Below are 21,744 nucleotides of genomic sequence, written 5' to 3' on the forward strand. Positions count from 1 at the left end.
GCTGCAATGCTGGCACAGCTGAACCGTACCGCCTTTGGGCGGGCGTCATCCATATTGTCGACTGTTTGCGCAATTTACCCGGGCATCGCGCTGGCGGCGGTTGTCGGGTTGGCGGCGTTGTTCCTGTCGGAACATTACGGTGCGCCGGTCATGCTGCTGGCACTGCTGATCGGCATGGTGTTCAATCCGCTGGCGGAAGAGGCTGCCGTGGCCCCGGGCATCGGCTTCAGCTCCAAAGCCTTGCTTCGCGCCGGGGTGGCTCTGCTAGGGGTGCGGGTCAGTTTTAGTGACATCGCCTCGCTCGGCGTGGCGGGTTTCAGTGCCATTGCCGGGCTTCTGGGCGGCACGATTCTGCTGGGCCTGCTGCTGTCGCGCCGCGACTGGCAATCTGGCGTACTGACCGGCGGCGCGGTGGCAATCTGCGGTGCCTCGGCGGCGCTGGCGATTTCGGCCTGCCTTCCCAAGGGAAAGGTATTGGAGCAAGAGACACTGTTCACGGTGGTTGCGGTCACGGCTCTGTCGACACTGGCGATGATTTTCTATCCAGTTGCGCTGGCGCAGCTTGGATTCAATGAGGCTCAAACGGCCTTTGTCCTGGGCGCCTCAATACATGACGTGGCGCAGGTCGTGGGCGCCGGGCTGACGGTTTCAGAAGAAACTGCGGAGCTGGCCACCCTGATCAAAATGGTGAGGGTGAGCCTGCTGCCGCTGGTGCTGTGCATCCTGGTTCTGGCGGTCTCGGCCACAGGCTGGAAGGAGAGGACACACAGGATCCCGGTGCCGGGGTTCCTGATTATCTTTTTTGTCCTGGCGCTATTGGCGAACATCGGAGTGTTGACTGAAGCCATGGCAGAATTTGCCGCAACAGTGTCGAAGTGGCTGCTGATCCTCGCGATCTCGGCACTCGGGGCCAAGACATCGTTGCGGAGCTTGACCACCGTCGGAGGGTCAAAGCTGATGCGGATAGGCGGCCTGACATTGGTTCTGTTCGGTGCCTCGGCTCTCATTGCGCAGCTGTTGCCTGGCCTTTCCTGAGAGGTCTGCGGCCTGTCGTTTTATCTTTTCAGAACATGCGCAGTGCGCCAAAGGCGGTGATCAGCCCCGCCCGCGCCGGAAACCATCGTGCTGATCGATCAAAGGCGGGTCATGCACCACCTATAAAACCGGACCACTCAGATGGGGCTGATCAAACCACGCAGCACTCCTGAAAACATCGAGGCTCGCCTCTGGCGCGATTCACTGGATTTTTTCGTTAAAATGCATTATCGTATCGTAGTTTGCCAATAGATGGCTTGCCGGGTTTTCCGGAGATACTCCGCACCTTAGGGAAAGGTGGCGAGATGCTGATTGTTGCCGCACTCGTCCTGATCGTACTGGGGTCCATCGCCTTCCATCTATCAAGCCCATGGTGGTGGACGCCGATCGCGTCGAACTGGGACTATATCGATAACACGCTGGTCATAACCTTCTGGATCACCGGCGCGGTTTTTGCTGCTGTTGTTCTGTTCATGGCCTATTGTGTGCTGAAATTCCGGCACCGGCCGGGGCACAAGGCAGAGTTCGACCCGGAGAACAAGCGTCTGGAACTGTGGCTGACCGGAGTGACCACCGTCGGGGTGGCGGCGATGTTGGTGCCCGGGCTGTTCGTGTGGAAGCAGTTCGTCACCGTGCCGGACGAGGCAACTGAGCTTGAAGTCTTCGGGCATCAATGGAGCTGGGCCTACCGCTTGCCCGGTGCCGACGGGGTACTGGGCACCGCGGATGCCGAATGGGTAAGCGCTGAAAATCCTCTGGGGGTCAATCCGCATGACAGGTTCGGCAAGGATGACCTGATTGTCGAGGGGGGCGAGGTGTATTTGCCGGTGGACCAGCCGGTGAAGTTGCTTCTGCGCTCGATCGACGTCTTGCATAACTTCTACGTGCCCGAATTCCGCGCCAAGATGGACATGGTGCCGGGCATGGTCACCTACATCTGGTTCACTCCAACCCGCACCGGCACCTTCGAGGCGCTCTGTGCGGAGTATTGCGGCACGGCGCACCCCTACATGCGCGGTCTTGTGACCGTGGTGGAGGCCGAGGAATACCAAGAGTGGCTGCAGGAGCAGCTGACCTTCGAAGAATATGCCAGCAACGCTCGCGCCGGGCAGCCGGTGCAACTGGCAGGGAACTGACCGGCGCACTGCCGGAAGCAAGGCCTGATCGGGCCGCCCCCCTTCTGCGGCCCTGATGGCCCGGCGCGCTGAAAGCCGCCGGGGACAGAGGACACACGCAAGGAGGAAAGCATGGTAGATCGAGGTTCCGACGACCGGATGCAGCTGCCGCCGCGCGAAGTCGAGGATGTGATGCCGCCGCATGCGCACAGCTGGATCGGCAAGTACGTTTTCTCGCAGGATGCCAAATATATCGCCATCCAGTATTCCGGTACCGCGGTGGCGATCGGCCTGGTGGCGCTGGTGCTGTCCTGGCTGATGCGGCTTCAGCTGGGCTTTCCCGGCACCTTCGATTTCATCACCGCCGAGGCTTACTACCAGTTTGTCACCATGCATGGGATGATCATGGTGATCTACCTGCTCACCGCGATCTTTCTGGGCGGGTTCGGCAATTATCTGATCCCGCTGATGGTCGGCGCGCGGGACATGGTGTTTCCCTTCGTCAACATGCTCAGCTACTGGGTCTATCTGCTCGCAGTTCTTGTGCTGGTCGCCAGCTTCTTTGTCCCCGGCGGGCCCTCCGGCGCGGGCTGGACGCTCTACCCGCCGCAAGCGGTGCTTTCGGGCACGCCGGGCGGGGCGCAAAGCGGCATCATCCTGATGCTGGTCTCGCTGATGCTGTTCATCATCGGCTTCACCATGGGCGGACTGAACTATGCTGTGACCGTGCTGCAGGCCCGGACCCGCGGCATGACAATGATGCGGTTGCCGCTCACGATCTGGGGCATTTTCACTGCGACGGTGATGGCGCTGCTGGCCTTCCCGGCGCTGTTCGTGGCCTGCGTGATGATGCTGTTTGACCGGCTCCTGGGTACGTCGTTTTTCATGCCGACGCTGGTGGAACTGGGCGAAAAGCTCAGCTACGGCGGCGGCAGCCCGATCGCCTTCCAGCACCTGTTCTGGTTCTTCGGCCACCCGGAGGTCTACATCGTGGCGCTGCCAGCTTTCGGCATCGTCTCCGACCTCATCGCGGTGCATGCGCGAAAGAACGTCTTCGGGTACCGGATGATGGTCTGGGCCATCGTGATCATCGGCGCGCTGAGCTTCATCGTCTGGGCACACCACATGTATGTCTCGGGCATGCACCCGTGGTTTGGCTTCTTCTTTGCTACCACCACGCTGATCATCGCCATCCCGACCGCGATCAAGGTCTACAACTGGGTGCTCACGCTCTGGAAAGGCGACATCCACCTGACCATCCCGATGCTGTTTGCGCTGGGATTCATCGTAACCTTCGTCAATGGCGGGCTGACAGGGCTGTTTCTCGGCAATGTGGTGGTCGATGTGCCGCTCTCCGACACGATGTTCGTGGTCGCCCATTTCCACATGGTGATGGGGGTGGCGCCGATCATGGTGATCTTCGGCGCGATCTACCACTGGTACCCCAAGATGACCGGCCGGATGCTGAACGAGGCGATGGGCCAGATCCACTTCTGGGTCACCTTCATTGGCGCCTATGCGGTGTTCTTCCCGATGCACTACGTCGGCCTGGTCGGCGTGCCGCGGCGCTATTTTGAGATCGGCGAGCCTGAATTCCTGACCGCGCCGGTGGACGGGCTCAATGCCTTCATCTCCTCCGCGGCGCTGATCGTGGGGGCGGTGCAGGTGCTGTTCCTGTTCAACATCTTCTGGAGCCTGCGCCATGGCCGTAAAGCGGGGGGCAACCCGTGGCGCGCGGCCTCATTGGAATGGCATACCCCCGACACCCCGCCCAAACACGGCAACTGGGACGAGCTGCCCAATGTCTACCGCTGGGCCTACGACTACAGTGTGCCCGGAGCGCCTGAAGATTACTTGGCCCAGAACGATCCCTGGGTCCCGGACGGGGAGGAACGGCGGCTGTGACGGTCATTCTTGCCTTTCTGGCTCTGGTTGCCCTTGTTGCGGGCCTGTGGCTGTCCCAGCAGCGCCTGGCCTCCAAGCCCTGGCTGGAGACCGGGATCGCGCCCCTGGCGGGACACGGGCCGGGCCGGGCGCCGGGGTTCATCTTCATCGCGGTGTTTCTGGCCGTGGTCGGCGGTCTGTTTGCGATGCTGGGCAGTGCCTTTGTCATGCAGATCGAGGAGACCCCCTGGGAGCTGGTCCCGCTGCCCGGACGGGTCTGGCTCAACACAGCGCTGCTGCTGCTGGCCAGCCTGTTTCTGCAGTTCGTAGTGATCTCGGCACAGGCCGGCACCACGCGCTGGCTGCGCGCCAGCCTAGTCGCTGCCAGCGTCGCCACGGTCGCCTTTCTTGCCGGGCAGGTGCAGGTGTGGATCGCGCTGACCGCAAGCGGCTACCGGCTGGAGGGCACTCCGGCGGCGAGCTTTTTCTATCTGATCACGGGCCTGCACGGGCTGCATGTGCTGGGCGGCATCATTGCGCTGACGGCGGTCTGCCTGCGCCACGCCGGCGCGGGAGACGTCAAGGCGCTGCTGCCGGGCATTCGGGCCTGTGCACTGTACTGGCACGCGTTGCTGGCCTTCTGGCTGATGCTGTTTGCGCTGCTGCAGGGCTGGGGCAACGCGTTTCTGGCGCTGTGCCGCGCCGTCGTGAATTAAGGGGGGAGGAAACATGGAGCGCAATTTCCAAGGCCAGGACCAGACCCTGCTGCAGCAAGGCCACAGCGGCTTTGCCGCCGATTGGAGCTCGGACCAGCGGGTGTTCAAAGGGGTCTCCTGGGGCAAGGCGATGATGTGGATCCTGCTGCTGAGCGATACCTTTGTCTTTGCCTGTTTCCTGGCCGCCTATATGACCGCGCGCAGCTCGACCACGGTGGATTGGCCCAACGCAAGCGAGGTGTTTGCCCTGCATATCGGCGGCCACAACTTCCCGCTGCTCCTAATTGCGATCATGACATTCGTGCTGATCTCCTCCTCCGGGACCATGGCCATGGCGGTCAGCAGTGCCTACCGCAAGGCTCGCGTGCCCACTGCGCTGCTCTTGCTGGCCACTGCCGGACTTGGGGCTGCCTTTGTCGGCATGCAGGCTTTCGAGTGGACCAAGCTGATTTCCGAAGGTGTCCGGCCTTGGGGAAACCCCTGGGGGGCCGAGCAATTCGGGGCGAGCTTCTTCATGATCACCGGTTTCCACGGAACCCATGTCTCCATCGGGGTCATTTTCCTCGCGATCATGGCCAGAAAGGTCTGGCGTGGGGATTTCGACGGTGACGAGCGCAGCTGGCTATCGCGCGGCAACGGTGACTACGAAGGTGTCGAGATCATGGGACTCTACTGGCACTTCGTCGACCTGGTCTGGGTCTTCATCTTTGCATTCTTCTATTTGTGGTAGGGGGGCGGAATGACACAAACTGCACGAACCGCACAGACCCGCGCCATGGCTGCTGTTGATGAGCACGGCGGCCAGCAGCATCCGATCAGGCTTTACCTGCTGGTCTGGGGGCTTTTGTTCGTCCTCAGCGCGGCATCGTATCTTGTCGATTATGCTGGGCTGCAGGGGCCGTTACGCTGGACGCTGATCCTGATCTTCATGATATTGAAAGCAGGATTGATCGTAGCCGTATTCATGCATTTTGCATGGGAACGCCTCGCCCTGAGCTATGCGATCCTGCTGCCGTTGCTGGCTCTGATCGGCTTGCTGGTCATACTGTATCTGGAAGCCGATTATACGGTAGCGACACGGCTGATCGAATTCGGGTCCCGCTAGGGACAGCCCCAGATTTACTGGCGGAACGGCAATGTTGGCGGAACGGATCGGTTGGCAAGGCCTCTTGCCACCTCCCTCAGCCATCGGCCTAATACCGACCAAGTCAAGCGCCTTCGGACTCGCAGCCCCTGAAACCATTGAATTCCCTCAGGCAGCGTACATCACGGTTCGGCAAGCGCGGTGAGCATGCCTGTTCTCCTTTGGCTGACAGGCGCGCAGATGTTGTCCTTGAAGCCCAGTTTCTGAAGTCCCATGGCGTGTCGCTGACCGTCTCGTGTCGGGTGGGATATTTTGTTAACGAATAAGCTGTGCGCGGACGGGGTAACGTTGCTGCTCCGGGATCCGAACCTCAGTCGCAGAATGAACGGATATCTGCGGGTGATGATCTGCCGACGTGGTCCTAACATCCCCCGGAGGCCTCAAGCAGTTACGCCGATTTCGCGTGAGGGTAATGCGCGCAAATTGAAATCGCTGCAAATTAACATTTCACACCCGCTTGTAACTGCTGCACCATCGCTTCGCGCATCTTGAACTTCTGCGGCTTGCCGGTGACGGTCATCGGCAGCGCGTCCACGATCCGCACGAAATGCGGGATCTTGAAATGCGCGATCTGGCCGCGGCAGTGGCTGCGCACCGCGTCTTCGTCCAGGACGGCGCCCGGCGCGGGCACGATCCAGGCGCAGACCTGCTCTCCGAATTTGCCGTCCGGCACCCCGAACACCTGGGCATCCGCGATCTGCGGGTGGCGGATCAGGAACTCCTCGATCTCGCGCGGGTAGATGTTCTCTCCGCCGCGGATGATCATGTCCTTCACCCGCCCGGTGATGCTGCAGAACCCCTCCGCATCAAAGGTGCCAAGGTCGCCGGTGCGCATCCAGCCGTCTTGGATGGCCTCCGCGGTTGCCTTTGCGTCGTCCCAATAGCCCTGCATCACCGAATAGCCGCGCACCAAGAGCTCGCCGCGCGCGCCCGCGGGCACGGTGCGGCCCTCGGTGTCCACCGCCTTCACCTCCAGATGCGGATGCACCCGGCCCACGGTGGTGCAGCGTTTCTCGGCCGGGTCGGTGGTGAAACTCTGAAAGGACACCGGCGCGGTTTCGGTCATGCCGTAGCAGATCGTCACCTCCTGCATGTGCATGTCGCCGCTGACCCGCCGCATGATCTCGATCGGGCAGGGCGCGCCCGCCATGATCCCGGTGCGAAGACTGGAAATGTCGCGCGGGGTTTTGTCCAGCTCCTGCAGCATGGCGACAAACATCGTCGGCACGCCATAGAGCGCGGTGGCGCGTTCGGCGGCAGCGGCATCCAGCGCCGCGGCCGGCTCGAACGCCTCGCCGGGGAAGATCATCGCGGCGCCCTTGGAGACCGCCCCCAGCACGCCCATCACCATGCCGAAGCAATGGTAGAGCGGCACCGGGATCAGCAGCCGGTCGGCCCCGGTCAGCTTGATGCGGCTGGTGACGAACCGGGCATTGTTGACGATGTTGAAATGCGTCAGCGTCGCGCCCTTGGGCAGGCCGGTGGTGCCGGAGGTGAACTGGATGTTGATCGCCTCTTCCGGCGAAAGCCCGGCGCTGAGCGCATCCAGCGCCGCAGTGTCCGCACCCGCTCCCATTGCCTGCAGGGTCTCGAAGGGCAGAATGCCGGGGCCGGGGTCTGCCGCCATCACCACCGCGTGGCGCAAGGACGGCAGCCGCGCTGCGGCGACAGCGCCGGGGGCGGCGGCGGCCAGCTCGGGCGCCAGTTCGCGGATCATGCCCAGGTAGTTGGAACTCTTGAAGCTTTCCGCCGCGATCAGCACCTTGCAGCCAGTCTTGTTGAGCGCATATTCCAGCTCCGCCAGCCGGTAGGCCGGGTTGATCGTCACCAAGATGGCGCCGATCCGGGCGGTTGCAAACTGCGTCAGCACCCATTCGCAGCGGTTGGGGGACCAGATACCAACCCGGTCACCCTTCGCAACCCCGAGCTCCAGCAGGCCCGCGGCCAGTTCATCCGCCTTCCGGGCCAGCTCCGCATAGGTCATCCGGATGCCGGTATCCGTAAACACCAGCGCCTCACGGCTGCCGTGCTGCTCCACCGCCTGCCGCAGCAGCGCCGGGATGGTGATATGCTGCAGCGGCGGCTCGTCTGGCCCCTGCACATGCGAGAGGCCGTCAATCGGGGCGGTGAGGTCAGTTTGCGGGTCAGTCATGGTCAGTCTCTGCTGATGGAGCGGACCGGGCCGCCGCGGCGGCAGCCCGGCCGGGTTTCACAAAGGGGGATCAACCGCGGGCGACGTTGATCACCTGCATCTGGGTGTATTCCGCCAGCCCCTCGACCGACTGTTCCACCCCCAGACCGGAGCCCTTGAAGCCGGCCATCGGAATATGCGGGCCGATGTTCAGCTGCTGGTTCACCCAGATGGTGCCGGATTCGATGCGCCCGGCGATCTCGGTCGCCCTGGCAGTGTCGCGCCCATGCACCGAGCCGCCCAGCCCGTAGTCGGAGGCATTGGCGCGGGAAATCACGTCGTCGATGTCGTCGAAGCGGATCACCGGGAGGATCGGGCCGAACTGCTCCTCGTCGACGATCTTCTGCCCGTCGGCCACATCGCGCACGATGGTCGGCGGCACGAAATAGCCCGGACCGTCCTTGGCGCTGCCGCCCGCGATGATCCGGCCGCAGGCGCGGGCGTCGTCCAGGAAGCCCTTGATCTTGTCGAACTGCGCCTTGTTCTGGATCGGGCCAATCGTCGTCCCCTGCTTCATGCCGTCGTCGACCACGGCCTGCTCCGCCAGCGCGGCCAGCTCGGCGCAGAAGTCCTCGTAGATGTCGCTGTGGACATAGGCGCGCTTCACCGCCAGGCAGACCTGCCCGGCATTGAGGAACGCGCCGCCATAGACCTTTTCCGCGGCCGCCTTCACGTCCACATCCGGCAGCACGATCGCCGGATCGTTGCCGCCCATCTCCAGCGTCACCCGCTTCATGGTGTCCGCGGCGCTCGCCATGATCCGCTTGCCGGTCTCGGACGAGCCGGTGAAGCCGATCTTGGCCACATCCGGATGCACCGTCAGCCTGGGGCCGAGGTCATTGGCATCGGTGATGATGTTCACCAGGCCCGGCGGGAAGATCCGGGCGCAGATTTCGCCCAGCTTCAGCGCCGTGACCGGGGTGGTCGGCGCGGGCTTCAGCACGATGGCATTGCCCGCCATCAGCGCAGGCCCGATCTTCCAGCAGCAGAGCAGCAGCGGGAAGTTCCAGGCGATGATGCCCGCCACGACGCCCAGCGGCTTATGCCGGGTCTCGATGCGGAACTCGGCGTCGTCCTGAATCACCCGGTCCGGCAGCTCCAGCGTGGCGGTATGGGCGAGATAGCCCTGCGACCAGGCAACCTCGCCCTGCGCCTCGGGCAGCGGCTTGCCCTGCTCCATGGTGATCAGCCGGGCCAGCTCATCGGCCTCTTCGCCGATGGCGGCGGCCAGCGCCTCGACCCTGGCGCGGCGCTCGGCCATCGGCGTTTCGGCCCAGGCCCTCTGCGCGGATTTGGCGGCGGCCACCGCCGCGTTCATCTGCGCCTCGGAGGCATGCGGCACGCGGGCAAACACCGCCTCCGTTGCCGGGTTGATCACCTCGATCATGCGCTCCGACGAAACCTGTTCGCCGTTGATCAGCATGCGGTAGTCCATTGCCGTTCTCCCTGTTTATCCCTCAGCCGGGTGTGACCGGGAAAGACAAGCACGGCCCGTCCGAACGGTCTTGGGCAGCGGTGCCAAAGAGTTTGCGTCCTGCGCCAAAGATCCGCTGCAATTGCAGGAGGAGAGGAAGCCGCGCGGCGAACAGCCGAACTGCTGGCGGAAGCTCCGGTTGAAATGGGAGATGTCGCCGAAGCCGGCGCCATAGGCGATCTGGGCGATTGGCACGCGGGCGCCCTGCCGCGCCGCGTGGCGCAGCTTGCCCGCCACTGCGGCCAGCCTTGTGCGGGTCAGGCAATCGGTGAAGGTGGTGCCGTTTTCCTGGAACTCGCGCTGCAGCTGGCGCCGCGACAGGCCGGTGCGGGTGGCCAGCCTGTCCACCGTCAGCCCCGGGTCGGCGCTCAGCAGCTCCAGCGTCTCGCGCACAAGCTGGAAGCGGTGCCTGCGGCTGCCGAGGCTGGCGGCGCTTGGCTGCGCCCCGGCGGCAAAGGCCAGCGGCACCAGGTCGAAGATATAGCCCGCGCTGTCCTCCGCGCCGGTCCCATCCAGCAGCCCGCAGAGGCTGGCGTGCAGGGGATGGGCCGGGGTGATCTTGCAGCCCGCCGCGGGCATCTCCCGGCGCCGCTCCAGCACCAGCGCCCGCGGCAGATGCGCCGACAGGAAGGCGGCAGGCCCGCCGGTGATGCTGAGCTCCGCCGCGCGGGTGGAATCGAGCAGCAGGAACTCCCCCGGCCGCAGCAGCGACTCGCGGCCCGCGTGGAGGATGCCGGTCTCGCCCTCCAGCTGGCGCAGCAGGAAGAAATGCTCCTGATCGTCGCGCAGGATGCCCTTGCGGGTGCGCTCGATGCGGGCGGACGGGCAGCGGACCTCGGCCACGTCGACGCCGCAGCGCCGGCGCAGGCTGAAAGACCCGGCCCAATCCCGCACGGCCCGGTCCGGGGCCGCGTAGTAGTGGCCGCAGCTGGCACGCAGGGTGCTGTTCCAATGGTCAAAACAGGTCATGCCGCCTGAGGGCCTCCCGGCCCAATACGTTCCCGGCCCGTGAAGGACGGGGTTTGCAGCATCGCCTCAATCCCGTCTTCCATGCAGGCCCGGGCCAGCAGCCCGGTGAAATGCGCCGCCGCCAGGCTGGCGCCGCGGACCGGCGTTCCGGGGCTGCCCGGGCAGGCGCCGTATCGTGCGCCGGGGAGGTCCAGCCGCGACCACTGGCCGGGGGCGCAGCGGGCGTCGCCCTGCACCGAGAGAACGCCCGCGCAGCCCGCCGGATAGACCGGCGCGCCGCGGGCGGGGGCGGAGGCCACCAGCAGCTTGCCCGCCGCCAGCACCGCCGCCACGGCCTCTGCCAGCACCGGGCTGGCCTCCCCATGGCCAAAGGAGCAATGGACGATCGCGGCCTCGCTTGCCGCGGCATGGCGCAGGGCCTCCGCCACGGTGGCGAGGGCGGTGGACAGGCGGCCGGGAAAGATGCTGAACCCGAGGAGCTGCGCTTCGGGGGCGTTGGCGCGGATCGCCGCGGCCATGCGGCTGGCGTGCCGGTCCGCCGGGCTTCCGGCGGCGCGCGGATGCAGAGCGCACATGTCCCTGCGGGCGGCGAGGCCCGGGGTGTCCGCGGCCAGCGGGCCGTCGATCAGCGCAATCAGCGCGGGTTGGCGCATGGTCGGGCCTCCGTCAGGGTGATCTCCATGTCGAAATCCCCCTCCGCCGCCGCGCCGCCGTGGGCGGTGAGGATGCGGGTGGCACGGGGGAAGGCTTCGTCGATATGGGCCAGGATGCGGGCCGCGGCGGCGGGATCGACCTCCGAGAGCGCCTCGTCGAGGATCAGGATATCGAAGGGGCTCAGGAGCACGCGCAGCAGGCAGAGCCGCTGCCGCTCGCCGCCGGACAGAGTGAGGCCGCTTTCGCCCAGCATCGTGTCCAGGCCCTGGGCGCTGCGGAACCTCTCCGCCAGGCCGAACAGCTCAAGCAGCGCCCAGACCTGCGCTTCGTTTTCGGGCTCGTCCCAGAAGCCGCGGCTCCGGAACAGGTTGCCGCGCAGGCTGGCGCGCAGGGTGAAGGGGCGCTGCCCGGCATAGGCCACGCGGCCGGGCAGGGCGGCACCGTCCAGCAGGCCGAGATCGGCGCCGCCCAGGGTGACACGCCCGGCCAAGGGCCGTGCCCGCCCGCAGAGCACCGCCAGCAGCGAGGTCTTGCCGGCGCCGCTGGGTCCCTTGAGCGCAACCCTGGCGCCTTCGGGAATGGTCAGGGTGAGCGGGCCGAGCGGGGCGGCGTCTCCCCGGGCCACGGTGACGCCGTCCAGCTTCAGGGCATAGCCTGCCGGAGAAAACAGGGCCGGGCGGGCAGGGGGGGCCTGCATCACCGCATCCAGCCGGGCCGCCGCCGCCTTGACCCGCGCCTGCGCGTGCCACAGGCCCAGCAGCGACTGCATCGGCCCCGTCATGAACCCCATGTAGGCGACAAAGGCGATCAGCGAGCCCAGCGGCCACTCGCCGCGGATCACCATCAGCCCGCCCGCCAGGAACACCGCGGAGCGGGTCAACGCCGACAGGAGCACCGGCACCGCGCGGGTGAACTCGCCCCAGAGGTTCTGGGCAATCAGCCGTCGGCTCAGGCTGGCGTGGTCGCGCAGGCTGCGCCGTTCGGCCCAGAGCGTGCCGCGGGAAGCCTGCAGCGCGGGCAGTCCGAACAGGGTTTCCGACAGCCCCGCGGCGTAGCGCCCCTGCATCTCGCGCACCCCGGCGGCGTGGCGTTCGGTGCGGGGGCGGGCCCAGGCCAGAAAGGCGAGTTCGGCCGGCGCCAGCAACGCGGTCAGCAGCCCCAGCCGCCAGTCCAGCACCATCAGCATCACCGAGCCGCCGATCAGCCGGATCAGCGCCGAGGAGCCGCCCAGCACTGCGTTGAAGGCGAATTTCTGCACTTCGGCGGCGTCTCCGTCGACGCGGGACAGCAGTTCGCCTGCGCGCTGCGCGGCAAACCAGCCGGCCGGTTTGGCGGCCAGCCGGGACAGCAGCCGCCGCCGCAGCTGCGCCAGCATCCGGACCGAGGCGCGCATGTGCAGGATATTGCTGAGCGCGCCGGTGCCGGTGGCAAGCAGGCCCACGGCAAACAGCGCGGCGGACCAGAGCAGGAGCTGCCCGGCATCCCCCGCCATCAGCCCGCGGTCGATCACCAGCTTGCTGATGTAGGGCGGCAGCAGGCCGAGGCCGGCGGCGAGAAAACTGATCAGCAGCAGCAGCGCCAGCCGGTGCCGGTGCGGGCGCAGCAGGGGCAGCAGCCACTCCGCGGAGGAGGCGGAAAAAAGCGCCGCGCCTGCGCGTGAGGGCAGGCGCGGCCAGGCGCGGGCCGCCGCGGGGCGGCCCGGCTGGGGAGGAAGCTTGCCGACGCTGTCGGTCATTCCTGCGGCACGACTTGCAGGGTGGAGACAGACATGTCGCCGCCGGAGGGCATTCGGATCTCGCCGATGCGCTCCAATGTCTCGCTGTCGTAGATGCCGATGTCGTCATTGGTGCCGCCGACGTAGATTTCCTTGCCGTCGCTCGACACGTTGATGACGTAGTAGGTGTGCGGCAGGTCGACCCGCTTCACCAGCTCGCGGGTTTCCAGGTTGTGCTTGGAGAGCTGGGTGTAGACGCCGTAGAGATACTTGGGATCCACGCCGCTGCGCACGCCGGAGAACATCAGCACCTCGAAGGAGGCGAAATCGGCGATCTCGGTCTCCCCGGTCGTGAGGTCGACGGATTGGTAGCCCCAGACAAAATCCGCCATTTCCTGCTGGCTCTCGTCGGTGAAGACCGCAGCGGTGTACATCAGCATGAACTCGTCGTTCTGGCTTCCGGTGGGCCAGAAGGCCAGTACGTCGGGCGGGCTGTATGCCGGGCGGTCCCAGCTGGCGTTGGCAATCGCCACCTCGGTCTCGCCGGTTGCCGGATCGATCCGGTAGACCTCATGCCCGGCCAGGTAGACGCTGCCCTTGCGGTCGGTGGCCATCAGCGTCGCCCGCCGCGGCGCCTCGAACAGCGCTGCGGGTTCGGCCTCCAGCCCGGCATCGGCCTTATAGACCGCGAACTCGGGCTGCATCACCTCGTAGCGGTCGATCTTCTTGCGCACCGGGTTGCGCACCGTGTAGATCTCGCTGCCGTCCTTGGAGACCGCCAGCGAGGCCAGTGAGCGGCGGGTCACATCGCCCTCCGACTGGGCGGCGCGGAACACGGTTTCGCAAGTCTCGATATTGACGCCGACCACGTCCTGCCAGTGGTTCAGCAGCACATAGGCGATGCTGTTGTCGGGCGACATGGTGATCACCCCAGGCGTCACATTGGTGCCGAGGTCGCAGTCCTGCTTCAGAGCGCGGGTGTCGGCATCGAACACGTAGAGGTTGGAGGGGCGGGCCACCGTCACCAGCAGGTCGCCCGCGGCCAGCGGCAGGGCAGAGGCGCAGAGCGCCGCGGCAGCAAGAAGCGCGGATTTCATGATGCGGGTCTCCTCAGGTTTCGGCGTCGGTGGGGTAGGTGGTGCCAAGCGCGCGCCAGTCGGTGGCGGCATTGGGCGCGCCCTCGTCCCAGTTCTGGTGGTTGACCATGATGTCGGGCACCTGCGCGGGCCACCAGCAGGGGTCGGAGCAGCCGTAAAGATCCGCCTCCATCGGCTGGCACAGCGCCGCGAGGCCGCCGAAGGGGTCGACCTCCCAGCCCGGGTCGAATGTGGTGGCGCAGCCGGCGGTGACGGTCTGCATCGCGCGGACCTCTTCCATCTGGCCTTCGGCCGCGGCCTGCTGGACACGTTCGGCTTTCTGATTGAGCGGTTTCATTTTCCAAACGCCCTCCTCGGCGCAACGTGGTGGTGGAAGTACTGCGGCGCCTTGGCGATCAGCTCGGCATAGGCGGCCACGCCAAAGTCGATCCAGTCGCGCATCAGGTCGCAGTAGTGATAGGTCGGCATCATCGGGTCGCTGAAATGGGCGTAGCTTTCGTGGTAGCAGCCGCCCGCGCACAGGTTGCGGATCCGGCAGGTGGCGCAGCCCTTTTCGGTGCGGTCGGAGCGTGCCTTGATGAAGCCCGACAGCTCCTTGCGCTTGATGCCCTCATCGACGGTGCCGAACTGGTCCATTTCCGATCCGGTGAACCGGTGGCAGAGGTTCAGCGCGCCGTCGTGGTTGACCGCCAGCATCCCCACCCCGGCGCCGCAGGGCAGCGCCTTGGAGCGTCCCTCGTAGAGGTCGTTCATCATTTGGTGCATGTTGGAAAAGCCGATGTTGCGGCCCTCGAGCGCCTCCTCGACATAGAGGCGGCCCAGGGATTTCATCCCCTCGAACACTTCCAGCAGCTCGGCGCCGTTGAGGTTGAAGGCATCCATCTCCCCCGAGGTTACCGGCGAGAAGCCGACCTCGGCAAAACCGATATCGTTCTTCAGATGATCCCAGATCTCGACGATATTGGTGATCCCCGCCGTCAGGGTGACGCGGGCGCCCACCGGCTTGGATTTGTACCGCGCCAGCAAGAGCCGCGCCTTGGCGGCCACGGTGTCGTAGGTGCCCTTGCCGCCCACCGTCTTTCGGTTCAGGTCATGCTGCGCCTTGGGCCCGTCGATGGAGACAGTGAGGCCGAAACGGTGCTGGTCCAGCCAGTCGATCAGCGGTTCGGTCAGCAGCGTCGCGTTGGTGGTGAGGCTGAAGTTCACCGCCTTGCCAAGTGCTGCAAAATGCGGCTCGGCCCAGTCCACCACCTGCCGGATCAGGGGCAGGTTCGACAGCGGCTCGCCGCCGAAGAACACGATGTTGTAGCTGTCCCGGTCCGGGTTCTCGGCGAGCAGCATCTCCGCAGATTTCCGCGCCGTCTCGAAAGCCATCTTCTGGCCCTTGGACGGCACCGCCAAGTCTTCCTTGTAGCAATAGGAGCAGGCCAGGTTGCAGCCGGTGTTGACGTTGAGAACAATCGTCGTCAGCGGGAAGGTCTCGATCTCGATCGGCGGGCGTTCCGGCTGCAGCGGGCGGCCGTCGTTGATGATGTCGAGCCGCACCAGCCCGTCCAGCCGGGCCGCCGCATCCGATGCCGCGAACCGCGCCGCGAACTCGTCCATCGAGAACGCCTGCGCCTGCGCCGCATAGTCGAGGATATCCCGGTCCACCCGGTCCATCTCGAAGATCGAGGTGGTGGGCACATGGAACAGCACCTCGCGCCCCTCGAGCGCAACCCTGTGCGCATTGGCGGGCTGGTAATGGAAGTCTTTCATGGTCTCTCTCCCCTGTCTCAGCGGATCGGCGGGTCGATGAAGCGCTGCACGGTGACGATCAGCATCGCCTCCGCCTGCTGGCCCATCGCCTCGGCCTGCACTTTCAGTTCGCCCGCGTTGTTGGCGCTGAAGGGACGCTCCGGGTTGGGGCCGGCGATGGCGGGCATAAAGATGCCGTTGGCTTGCATCTCACCGGCATATTCGGTGTCCTTCATGTGGGCCGCGTGCTCATGCGCGTTGGCGACCGACCATTGCGCTTCGACCCGGCCGATGCGTATGTCGTCTTCGGTCCCGGCCTCGCCGTCGGGCCCGTTCCACATGCCGACCGCGTTGAAATAGGCCGGCACCGCATCCGGGCCTGCATCGCTGCCGCCGCCCACGCGGGCGATGGTGAACGCGGGCTCCACCCGCAGGCTGTCGACGGAAGTGTAATGCGCGATCTGCCCCTCGGCCCCGCCCGCGCTGAAGGTGACAACGCCGTTGCCCTCCGCCGCCAGCGTCAGCGCCGCGCCAAAGTCGTTTGCCGATGTTGCGCCGGTGGAGCTTTCCAGCCCGTCCAGCCCGGTGCCGACCACCTGCACCTGCGCCTCGCCTGCCGGAACGGCAGAGGGAACCGTGCCGAGGATGACGCTGCCCGCGCCCTCCCGCACCCCGCGCAGCGGCGCGCCGAGGGCGTCGTTGCCGCGGTCGAACTGGCGGCCCTGCAGGCTGTTGCCATCCTCCGACAGCGCCAGCACCTGGCGGTAGACGGTGCCGCCGATGTCCAGGTTGGCGCGCCACTCATAGCCGGTATAGAGGTTCATCTGCCCCGACGCCGGATGCGCGGTGCCGTCCGCCGTCACGAACTCGCCGCTGACCTGGTAGGGCGAGGCCTCGCCGGTGACCGTCAGCTTGCCATAGGCCTCGCCGATGCCGGGCAGATCGGTCATCACCACCCAAGCGCCCGCCACCGGCTGCTTCTCCGCAGCCTGCCAGCCGGTCCAGGCGGCGGTCTCAAGCGGGTTCTGCTCCGCGAGATAGTCGGCGATCTCGGACTTGGCGATCTTGTACCACTCCCGGTCGCGGCCAAGCGCCTGGTATTCGATGGTGGGGAAATGGCCGACATGGAAATCCATATGCAGCTCCCATTCCTCGGCCGTGCGGTTCTGCAACAGCGCGCGCGCGCCGGTATGGCAACGTGAGCACATGGAGGCGAAGGGCTCGTCAAAGCTTTCCTGTGCGTTCGGGTCCTTCTCCAGCGCATAGCGGAAGGGCGCGGCCTCCGACGGCGCCAGGCCTTGCGTGTCCGCCAGGTGCTGCACGATGGCGCGGCGGTCCTCGGCGCTGATGTCCAGACCATGCGCCTGCTGCATCCGGACAATGGTCATCATCCAGCCCTCGGGTGTCTTGCGCTGGCCGGTGATCCGGGTCAGCCCGCCGTCCTCGGCGGTGTGGCAGCCGCCGCAGGTGTCCTGCAGCAGCTCCTCCGACGGGAAGGCCGGTGTTGCCCCGGCGAATGTCAAAAGCATTGCGGCGGTCAGACCGCCTGATCGTGATGCCATGGAAGTATCTCCCTGTTGCTGGTGTCCCAGGGGATCTGCGCCCCCTCGGTGAAGCCTTGCGATAGAAGCCATTGGTGGATCGCCTCGGCCGCTGGCGGCGGGGCGTGTGGCAGAACCAAGCTGTGAAAACGGGCCGCGTCCGGCATCGGTTGTCCGTCGAGGCGCCGCAACAAGGGCACGATTTCATGCCCGGCAATAAAACCGGCGCCGCCCGGGGCATCGCGGGTGATCAGCACCTCGCGCCGTGCCAGATGCCCGTCCTGCACAACAACCCGCGTGCCGATACGCGGACAGAGGCCCGTGTCATGAGCCGGGGTGTCGTCCGGCCAGGCCGCGCGCTCTTGCCAGAATGCGCTCCGAAATTCCGTCTCGCGGTAGAAGTCTCGCCCGACCCTTGCCTGCCGCCAGAAGGTCTCTGCCACTCGGTTGCGGTAGAATTCGCGGGCCAGATCAGCCTGTCCCGCCAGCAGTGCCCGCGCGATGGGCACTGCCATCAGCGCCGAGGACACCGCCCAGAACATCCCGTGCCCCGACAGGGGATCCAGCGCCACCGCCGCATCGCCCAGCCGGGGGCAGCGCGGATCCAGATCCGGTGCCGTCAGCCGCGGCGCAATTGCATGCACGACAGGACGCGGGGGGAGGGGAAAAGCTTCCGCTACAGCCCTCCACAAAGCCGCCACAGCGTTTTTGCCGCCATTCCGGCCCAGCGAGGCCGCGGGCCCCACCACCTGCAACCAAAGCCGCTCCCGGCTCACTGGAACCGACCAGATCCAGCCCTCGGGTCGCGCCTCAAGACGCGGCGTTTCCATATATCCGGTGTGTGGTGGCACGAGCCCGGCAACGGAAATCGTGTCCGGTCCCATCTGTTCAGCTCGGACCGAATTCGAACTTTGGCGCGGCGCCCGGCGGCCGCGGGCTTCGAACAGCAGCCGGGCAGACAGGCATCGGCCATCGGCCAGCCGGATTTCCCCGGCCTCTGGTCGCAGGCTCGCAACAGCTGCCAAGACAACGCTGACGCCCTCGGCCTGTGCGGCATCCAGTAGCGCGCTGTCAAAGGCGCACCGGTCGGCCGGATGCTCGCTGTTCTGCCCGCCCTGGAACGCGCCCCAGCTGACATGGCGCTGCGCCGCCGGGCCGATCCCGGCCAGCGGCAGCCGGTGACGCGCGAGGATCGCCGCGACGCGGGCGGACATGCCCTCATAACGGGGCGCGCGCGGCGGCAAGGTGGCCAGCGCCACGCGGAACCCGGCCCGCGCCAGCAGAACCGCGGCCATCGACCCGGCCGGGCCGCCGCCTGCAATCGCGATATCAAAGGTGCCAATTTGAGGTGCCATTTTGCCAAGGTGCCCCGGCAAGCCACCCCTTGTGGCGGACACATCCGGACAACAACCCGACATTTCCGGACAGAATCGGCCGTCCCGGCGCCGGTTTCGGCAATTTTTCTGGAATAGCGGATTTTTGCGGTATTCTGGCGCAATCCTGAGGAACTGCGCGATGCCACACACTTATCAGCCCCGGATTTCCGCCTCCACTTTGAACGACCCACTGCGGGCCGTCGAGTTCATGAACGGCGATGCCGCCTCGATTTCCCGCAACGCCGGGATCAGCCCGCAGGACCTGGAGGGCAATATAGGCCTGAAGAAATTCGTGGACTTCTGTGAACATGCGTCAGACCAGCTGAACCTTCCGGATTTCGGCTGGCGCGTCGGGTCGGTCTTCAACCTGCAAAACCTTGGTACGCTTGGGGAATGCATCATGCAGGCGCCAACGCTGGGGGCCGCCTTGGCGCTGTTCCGCAACGCCTTTTCAATGGTGCAAAGCGACTCGGAACTGCGGCTGACCGTCGAAGGTGACAAGGCGCGGCTGACCTACCGGATTCTTGACACCAGCATTTGGCCGCGGCAGCAGGACGCGGAACTGACGCTATCGGTTTTCCACGGCCTGATCCGTTCCGCCACCGGTCCGGACTGGCGGCCCGATTTGCTGTCGCTGGAGCACGAATCAAGCGCGCTGCACAGCCACAGTGCCGTCGGGCCACGCTGCCCGGTCCAGTACGGGGCGCCTTCGAACACGCTGGTGTTTTCATCAGGTCTGCTCGATCTGCCTCTGGCGGCGAGTGAAAATCCCGCCTTCAAGGTTGCCTCGCAATCGATCGTGCGAATTGCGCGCCAGGGCGAGCGCGAAGCGCCGGTTGCCGCGCGGGTGCGCCGCGAGCTGATGATGCGGATCGGCCGCGAGAGCATTGAACAGACCGTGATCGCTGCCGCCCTGGGGATGTCGCGCCGCACCCTGCGGCGCCGATTGGAGGATGAGGGGCAGAAGTTCTCCCGTCTGTTGGCGGGCTGCCGGATGGAGATCGCCAAGCGATTGCTGCTTGTTCCGGGTATGCAGATTCATGACGTTTCTGAAAGGCTGGGCTATTCCGAGGTATCTGCCTTCGAGCGCGCCTTTCGGCAGCAGCTCGGGACCACCCCCAGCCAGTTCAGAAAGCAAAACTCTGCCTGAGATTTGCGGGCCAATTTGATAGTTATGAGAATGTCGCTCGACTTACAGAGACCTTGGTAGAGTGTGTAAAAACTGCCTTCGTTGCAGGAAGGTTCGGCAACCTAGTTTACCGCCAAAGCATCGGCACAACTGTTCTGTACTTCCTTGATCATGAAGTTCACCAGCGTCCTTGAGACGTTGAGCTCTTCCGCGATCTGCTTTTGTGGGACTTCGGACAAGCGGTGCCGCAGAAACGCATCCCGTTTTCGCTGCGGCAGGGCAGAAAGCGCGTTGGCAACGCTCATAAGCTCCTGTCTTCGCTCCAGACATGTCTGGCCGCACAGAGGTGTCGTGCCAGCTGTCGCCAGCTGACTTTCATCCTCAAACGGTGTTGCAATTTCCTTGCGGTTCTTACGCAGGTAGTCGACTGCCGCGTTGCGGACCATACGCGTCACATAGCGGCCGGGCTGTTCAGGCAAAGTCTGCGGCGGTCCGGATAGGCACTTCAGAGCGGTGTTTTGCAGCACATCTTCGGCTGCATCAATCGAGTGAACAAATTTAAGTGCGGTACAGAGGTGAAGTTTTCGGCGACTGATAAGCTCATGAATAAGTGCTTCGCGCACGATAGTGTCCCGGGAGTTGGTGTAACTTTGCTCTTCGGCCTTGGCTCGGCCGCAGTCACAGGGCGGCGATTGTCGCCGGGTCCATGGGGGCAGTGTCGCAAATGGCGGCGACGGTTTCCAGTGTCATGTAGCGCCGCGTGATCGCCCACTCATCGTTTTGCTCCAGCATCAAGGCGCCGACCAGGCGCGTCACCGCGGCCTCGTTGGGGAAAATCCCCACGACGTTGGTCCGGCGCTTGATCTCCTTGTTCAGACGCTCAAGTGGGTTGGTGCTATGGATTTTCGGCCAATGATCCTTGGGGAAGCTTTTGTAGGCCAGGACATCGTCTTCGGCGCGGCGCATCATCTCCGCGAGTCTGGGGTGGCGCGGCTCGAACGCGTCGACCAGCTTGGCCCAATGCTCTTTCGACGCCTTGAGCGTGTCCTGGTCGAAGGCCGTTCTGAGTGCCGCGGTGACGATCGGGCGGTCCTTCTTGCCGACGCAGGCGAGCGCATTGCGCATGAAATGAACGCGGCAGCGCTGGACGGTCGCGCCAAGCACCTTGGCGGCTGCAGCCTTCAGCCCCCTGTGATCGTCGGCAATGATCAGGCGGGTGCCGCGCAGGCCGCGATCGGTGAGAGAGCGGAGAAATTCGTCCCAGAAGACCTCCGCTTCGCTCGGCTGGACGGCGATGCCCAGAACCTCACGACGGCCGTCCAGATTGACCGCCACGGCCACTATGGCCGCGACACTGACGATCCGGCCGGAGCGGCGCACCTTGATGTATGTTGCGTCGAGCCACAGGTAGGGCCATTCGCCTTCCAGCGGGCGGTTCAGGAACGCGCCGACCCGTTCGTCGATCTCGCTACAGAGCCGTGAGACTTGGCTCTTCGACACACCGGCCATGCCCATCGCCTTGACCAGGTCATCTACCGATCGTGTCGAGAGGCCTTGGACATAGGCCTCCTGGATCACCGCCGTCATCGCCTTTTCCGCCGCCCGGCGCGGCTCCAGAAACTCGGGAAAATAGCTGCCCTTGCGCAGCTTCGGGATCTTCACGTCAACCGTCCCGGCCCGCGTCTCCCAGGATCGGGGCCGGTATCCGTTGCGGCGGTTCACCCGTTCGGTGCTGCGTTCGTGCGCCCCGGCGCCGCAGAGCTGGTCGACATCCAGCGCCATGAGGCGGTCGGCGACGAACCCGAGCATCTCGGCCAGAAGCTGGGTATCGGAGGTCTCCGACAAAAGCGCGCGCAGGGCGGCGGTCTCTGATAGGCTGTCCTTGGTCATGGTTGAGCTCCTCGGTCATAGGTCAGGTCGGCAAACCAAACCTTAGCCGAAGAACAACTATGGCCGCCAAGCGGCTCG

Annotated in this window: 19 protein-coding genes; 7 read left to right on the top strand and 12 right to left on the bottom strand. The window is 65.3% G+C overall.

What is annotated here, in order from left to right; all coding sequences use genetic code 11:
• Positions 1-6 precede the first annotated feature (6 nt).
• The 6 genes from AB9K35_RS10215 to AB9K35_RS10240 all read left to right on the top strand — a co-directional run bounded on the left by AB9K35_RS10215 (position 7) and on the right by AB9K35_RS10240 (position 5,855).
• The gene (locus AB9K35_RS10215; protein ID WP_369925811.1) at positions 7-1,035 is read left to right on the top strand and encodes a YeiH family protein; all 1,029 of its coding nucleotides are present in this window, start codon (positions 7-9) and stop codon (positions 1,033-1,035) included.
• 305 nt (positions 1,036-1,340) lie between these two features.
• A complete protein-coding gene (locus AB9K35_RS10220) occupies positions 1,341-2,171 on the top strand; it encodes a cytochrome c oxidase subunit II (RefSeq protein ID WP_369925813.1) in 831 nt (276 codons plus the stop codon).
• A 111-nt stretch (positions 2,172-2,282) separates the two neighbouring features.
• The gene (locus AB9K35_RS10225; protein WP_369925815.1) at positions 2,283-4,055 is read left to right on the top strand and encodes a cbb3-type cytochrome c oxidase subunit I; all 1,773 of its coding nucleotides are present in this window, start codon (positions 2,283-2,285) and stop codon (positions 4,053-4,055) included.
• On the top strand, positions 4,052-4,750 hold the full coding sequence (locus tag AB9K35_RS10230; protein ID WP_369925816.1) for a heme-copper oxidase subunit III: 699 nt from the start codon (positions 4,052-4,054) through the stop codon (positions 4,748-4,750). Before AB9K35_RS10225 ends, AB9K35_RS10230 begins: the two co-directional genes overlap by 4 nt.
• A 13-nt stretch (positions 4,751-4,763) precedes the next feature.
• Entirely contained in the window at positions 4,764-5,480 is a 717-nt protein-coding gene (locus tag AB9K35_RS10235; protein WP_369925818.1) for a cytochrome c oxidase subunit 3, read from the top strand.
• 9 nt (positions 5,481-5,489) lie between these two features.
• Complete coding sequence (locus AB9K35_RS10240) at positions 5,490-5,855, top strand: cytochrome C oxidase subunit IV family protein (protein ID WP_369925820.1); 366 nt, start codon at positions 5,490-5,492, stop codon at positions 5,853-5,855.
• Positions 5,856-6,333: 478 nt separating this feature from the next.
• Here AB9K35_RS10240 and AB9K35_RS10245 read toward each other — a convergent pair whose 3' ends face one another.
• From AB9K35_RS10245 to AB9K35_RS10290, 10 genes are all read right to left on the bottom strand, one after another.
• Complete coding sequence (locus tag AB9K35_RS10245; protein WP_369925822.1) at positions 6,334-8,046, bottom strand: AMP-binding protein; 1,713 nt, start codon at positions 8,044-8,046, stop codon at positions 6,334-6,336.
• Positions 8,047-8,116: 70 nt separating this feature from the next.
• On the bottom strand, positions 8,117-9,520 hold the full coding sequence (locus AB9K35_RS10250; protein ID WP_369925824.1) for an aldehyde dehydrogenase family protein: 1,404 nt from the start codon (positions 9,518-9,520) through the stop codon (positions 8,117-8,119).
• A gap of 15 nt (positions 9,521-9,535) precedes the next feature.
• A complete protein-coding gene (locus AB9K35_RS10255) occupies positions 9,536-10,528 on the bottom strand; it encodes a helix-turn-helix domain-containing protein (RefSeq protein WP_369925827.1) in 993 nt (330 codons plus the stop codon).
• A complete protein-coding gene (locus tag AB9K35_RS10260; RefSeq protein WP_369925829.1) occupies positions 10,525-11,181 on the bottom strand; it encodes a hypothetical protein in 657 nt (218 codons plus the stop codon). The genes AB9K35_RS10255 and AB9K35_RS10260 overlap by 4 nt, the downstream gene beginning before the upstream one ends.
• Entirely contained in the window at positions 11,163-12,917 is a 1,755-nt protein-coding gene (locus AB9K35_RS10265; protein WP_369925831.1) for an ABC transporter ATP-binding protein, read from the bottom strand. The genes AB9K35_RS10260 and AB9K35_RS10265 overlap by 19 nt, the downstream gene beginning before the upstream one ends.
• Positions 12,914-13,993: a quinohemoprotein amine dehydrogenase subunit beta gene (gene peaD, locus AB9K35_RS10270; RefSeq protein ID WP_369925833.1), complete on the bottom strand. Its 1,080-nt coding sequence runs from the start codon at positions 13,991-13,993 to the stop codon at positions 12,914-12,916. The genes AB9K35_RS10265 and peaD overlap by 4 nt, the downstream gene beginning before the upstream one ends.
• 13 nt (positions 13,994-14,006) lie before the next feature.
• Positions 14,007-14,330, bottom strand: a complete 324-nt coding sequence (gene qhpC, locus AB9K35_RS10275) for a quinohemoprotein amine dehydrogenase subunit gamma (RefSeq protein ID WP_222455583.1) — start codon at positions 14,328-14,330, stop codon at positions 14,007-14,009.
• A complete protein-coding gene (peaB, locus tag AB9K35_RS10280; RefSeq protein ID WP_369925835.1) occupies positions 14,327-15,751 on the bottom strand; it encodes a quinohemoprotein amine dehydrogenase maturation protein in 1,425 nt (474 codons plus the stop codon). The genes qhpC and peaB overlap by 4 nt, the downstream gene beginning before the upstream one ends.
• A 17-nt stretch (positions 15,752-15,768) precedes the next feature.
• Entirely contained in the window at positions 15,769-17,292 is a 1,524-nt protein-coding gene (gene peaA / locus AB9K35_RS10285; RefSeq protein ID WP_369925837.1) for a quinohemoprotein amine dehydrogenase subunit alpha, read from the bottom strand.
• A complete protein-coding gene (locus AB9K35_RS10290; protein WP_369925839.1) occupies positions 17,268-18,626 on the bottom strand; it encodes an NAD(P)/FAD-dependent oxidoreductase in 1,359 nt (452 codons plus the stop codon). Before AB9K35_RS10290 ends, peaA begins: the two co-directional genes overlap by 25 nt.
• Positions 18,627-18,786: 160 nt before the next feature.
• Between AB9K35_RS10290 and AB9K35_RS10295 the strand changes: the two genes are divergently transcribed.
• A complete protein-coding gene (locus AB9K35_RS10295; RefSeq protein ID WP_369925841.1) occupies positions 18,787-19,797 on the top strand; it encodes an AraC family transcriptional regulator ligand-binding domain-containing protein in 1,011 nt (336 codons plus the stop codon).
• Positions 19,798-19,898: 101 nt separating this feature from the next.
• Here the strand turns inward: AB9K35_RS10295 and AB9K35_RS10300 are convergent, their stop codons facing one another.
• Entirely contained in the window at positions 19,899-20,399 is a 501-nt protein-coding gene (locus AB9K35_RS10300; RefSeq protein ID WP_369925842.1) for a sigma-70 family RNA polymerase sigma factor, read from the bottom strand.
• Between the two features lie 55 nt (positions 20,400-20,454).
• Positions 20,455-21,666 (bottom strand): IS256 family transposase, encoded by a 1,212-nt coding sequence (locus AB9K35_RS10305; protein ID WP_323783736.1) that lies wholly within the window; start codon positions 21,664-21,666, stop codon positions 20,455-20,457.
• Positions 21,667-21,744: the final 78 nt, after the last annotated feature.

Source organism: Leisingera sp. XS_AS12 (genome assembly GCF_041224635.1).
Taxonomy (GTDB): Bacteria; Pseudomonadota; Alphaproteobacteria; order Rhodobacterales; family Rhodobacteraceae; genus Leisingera.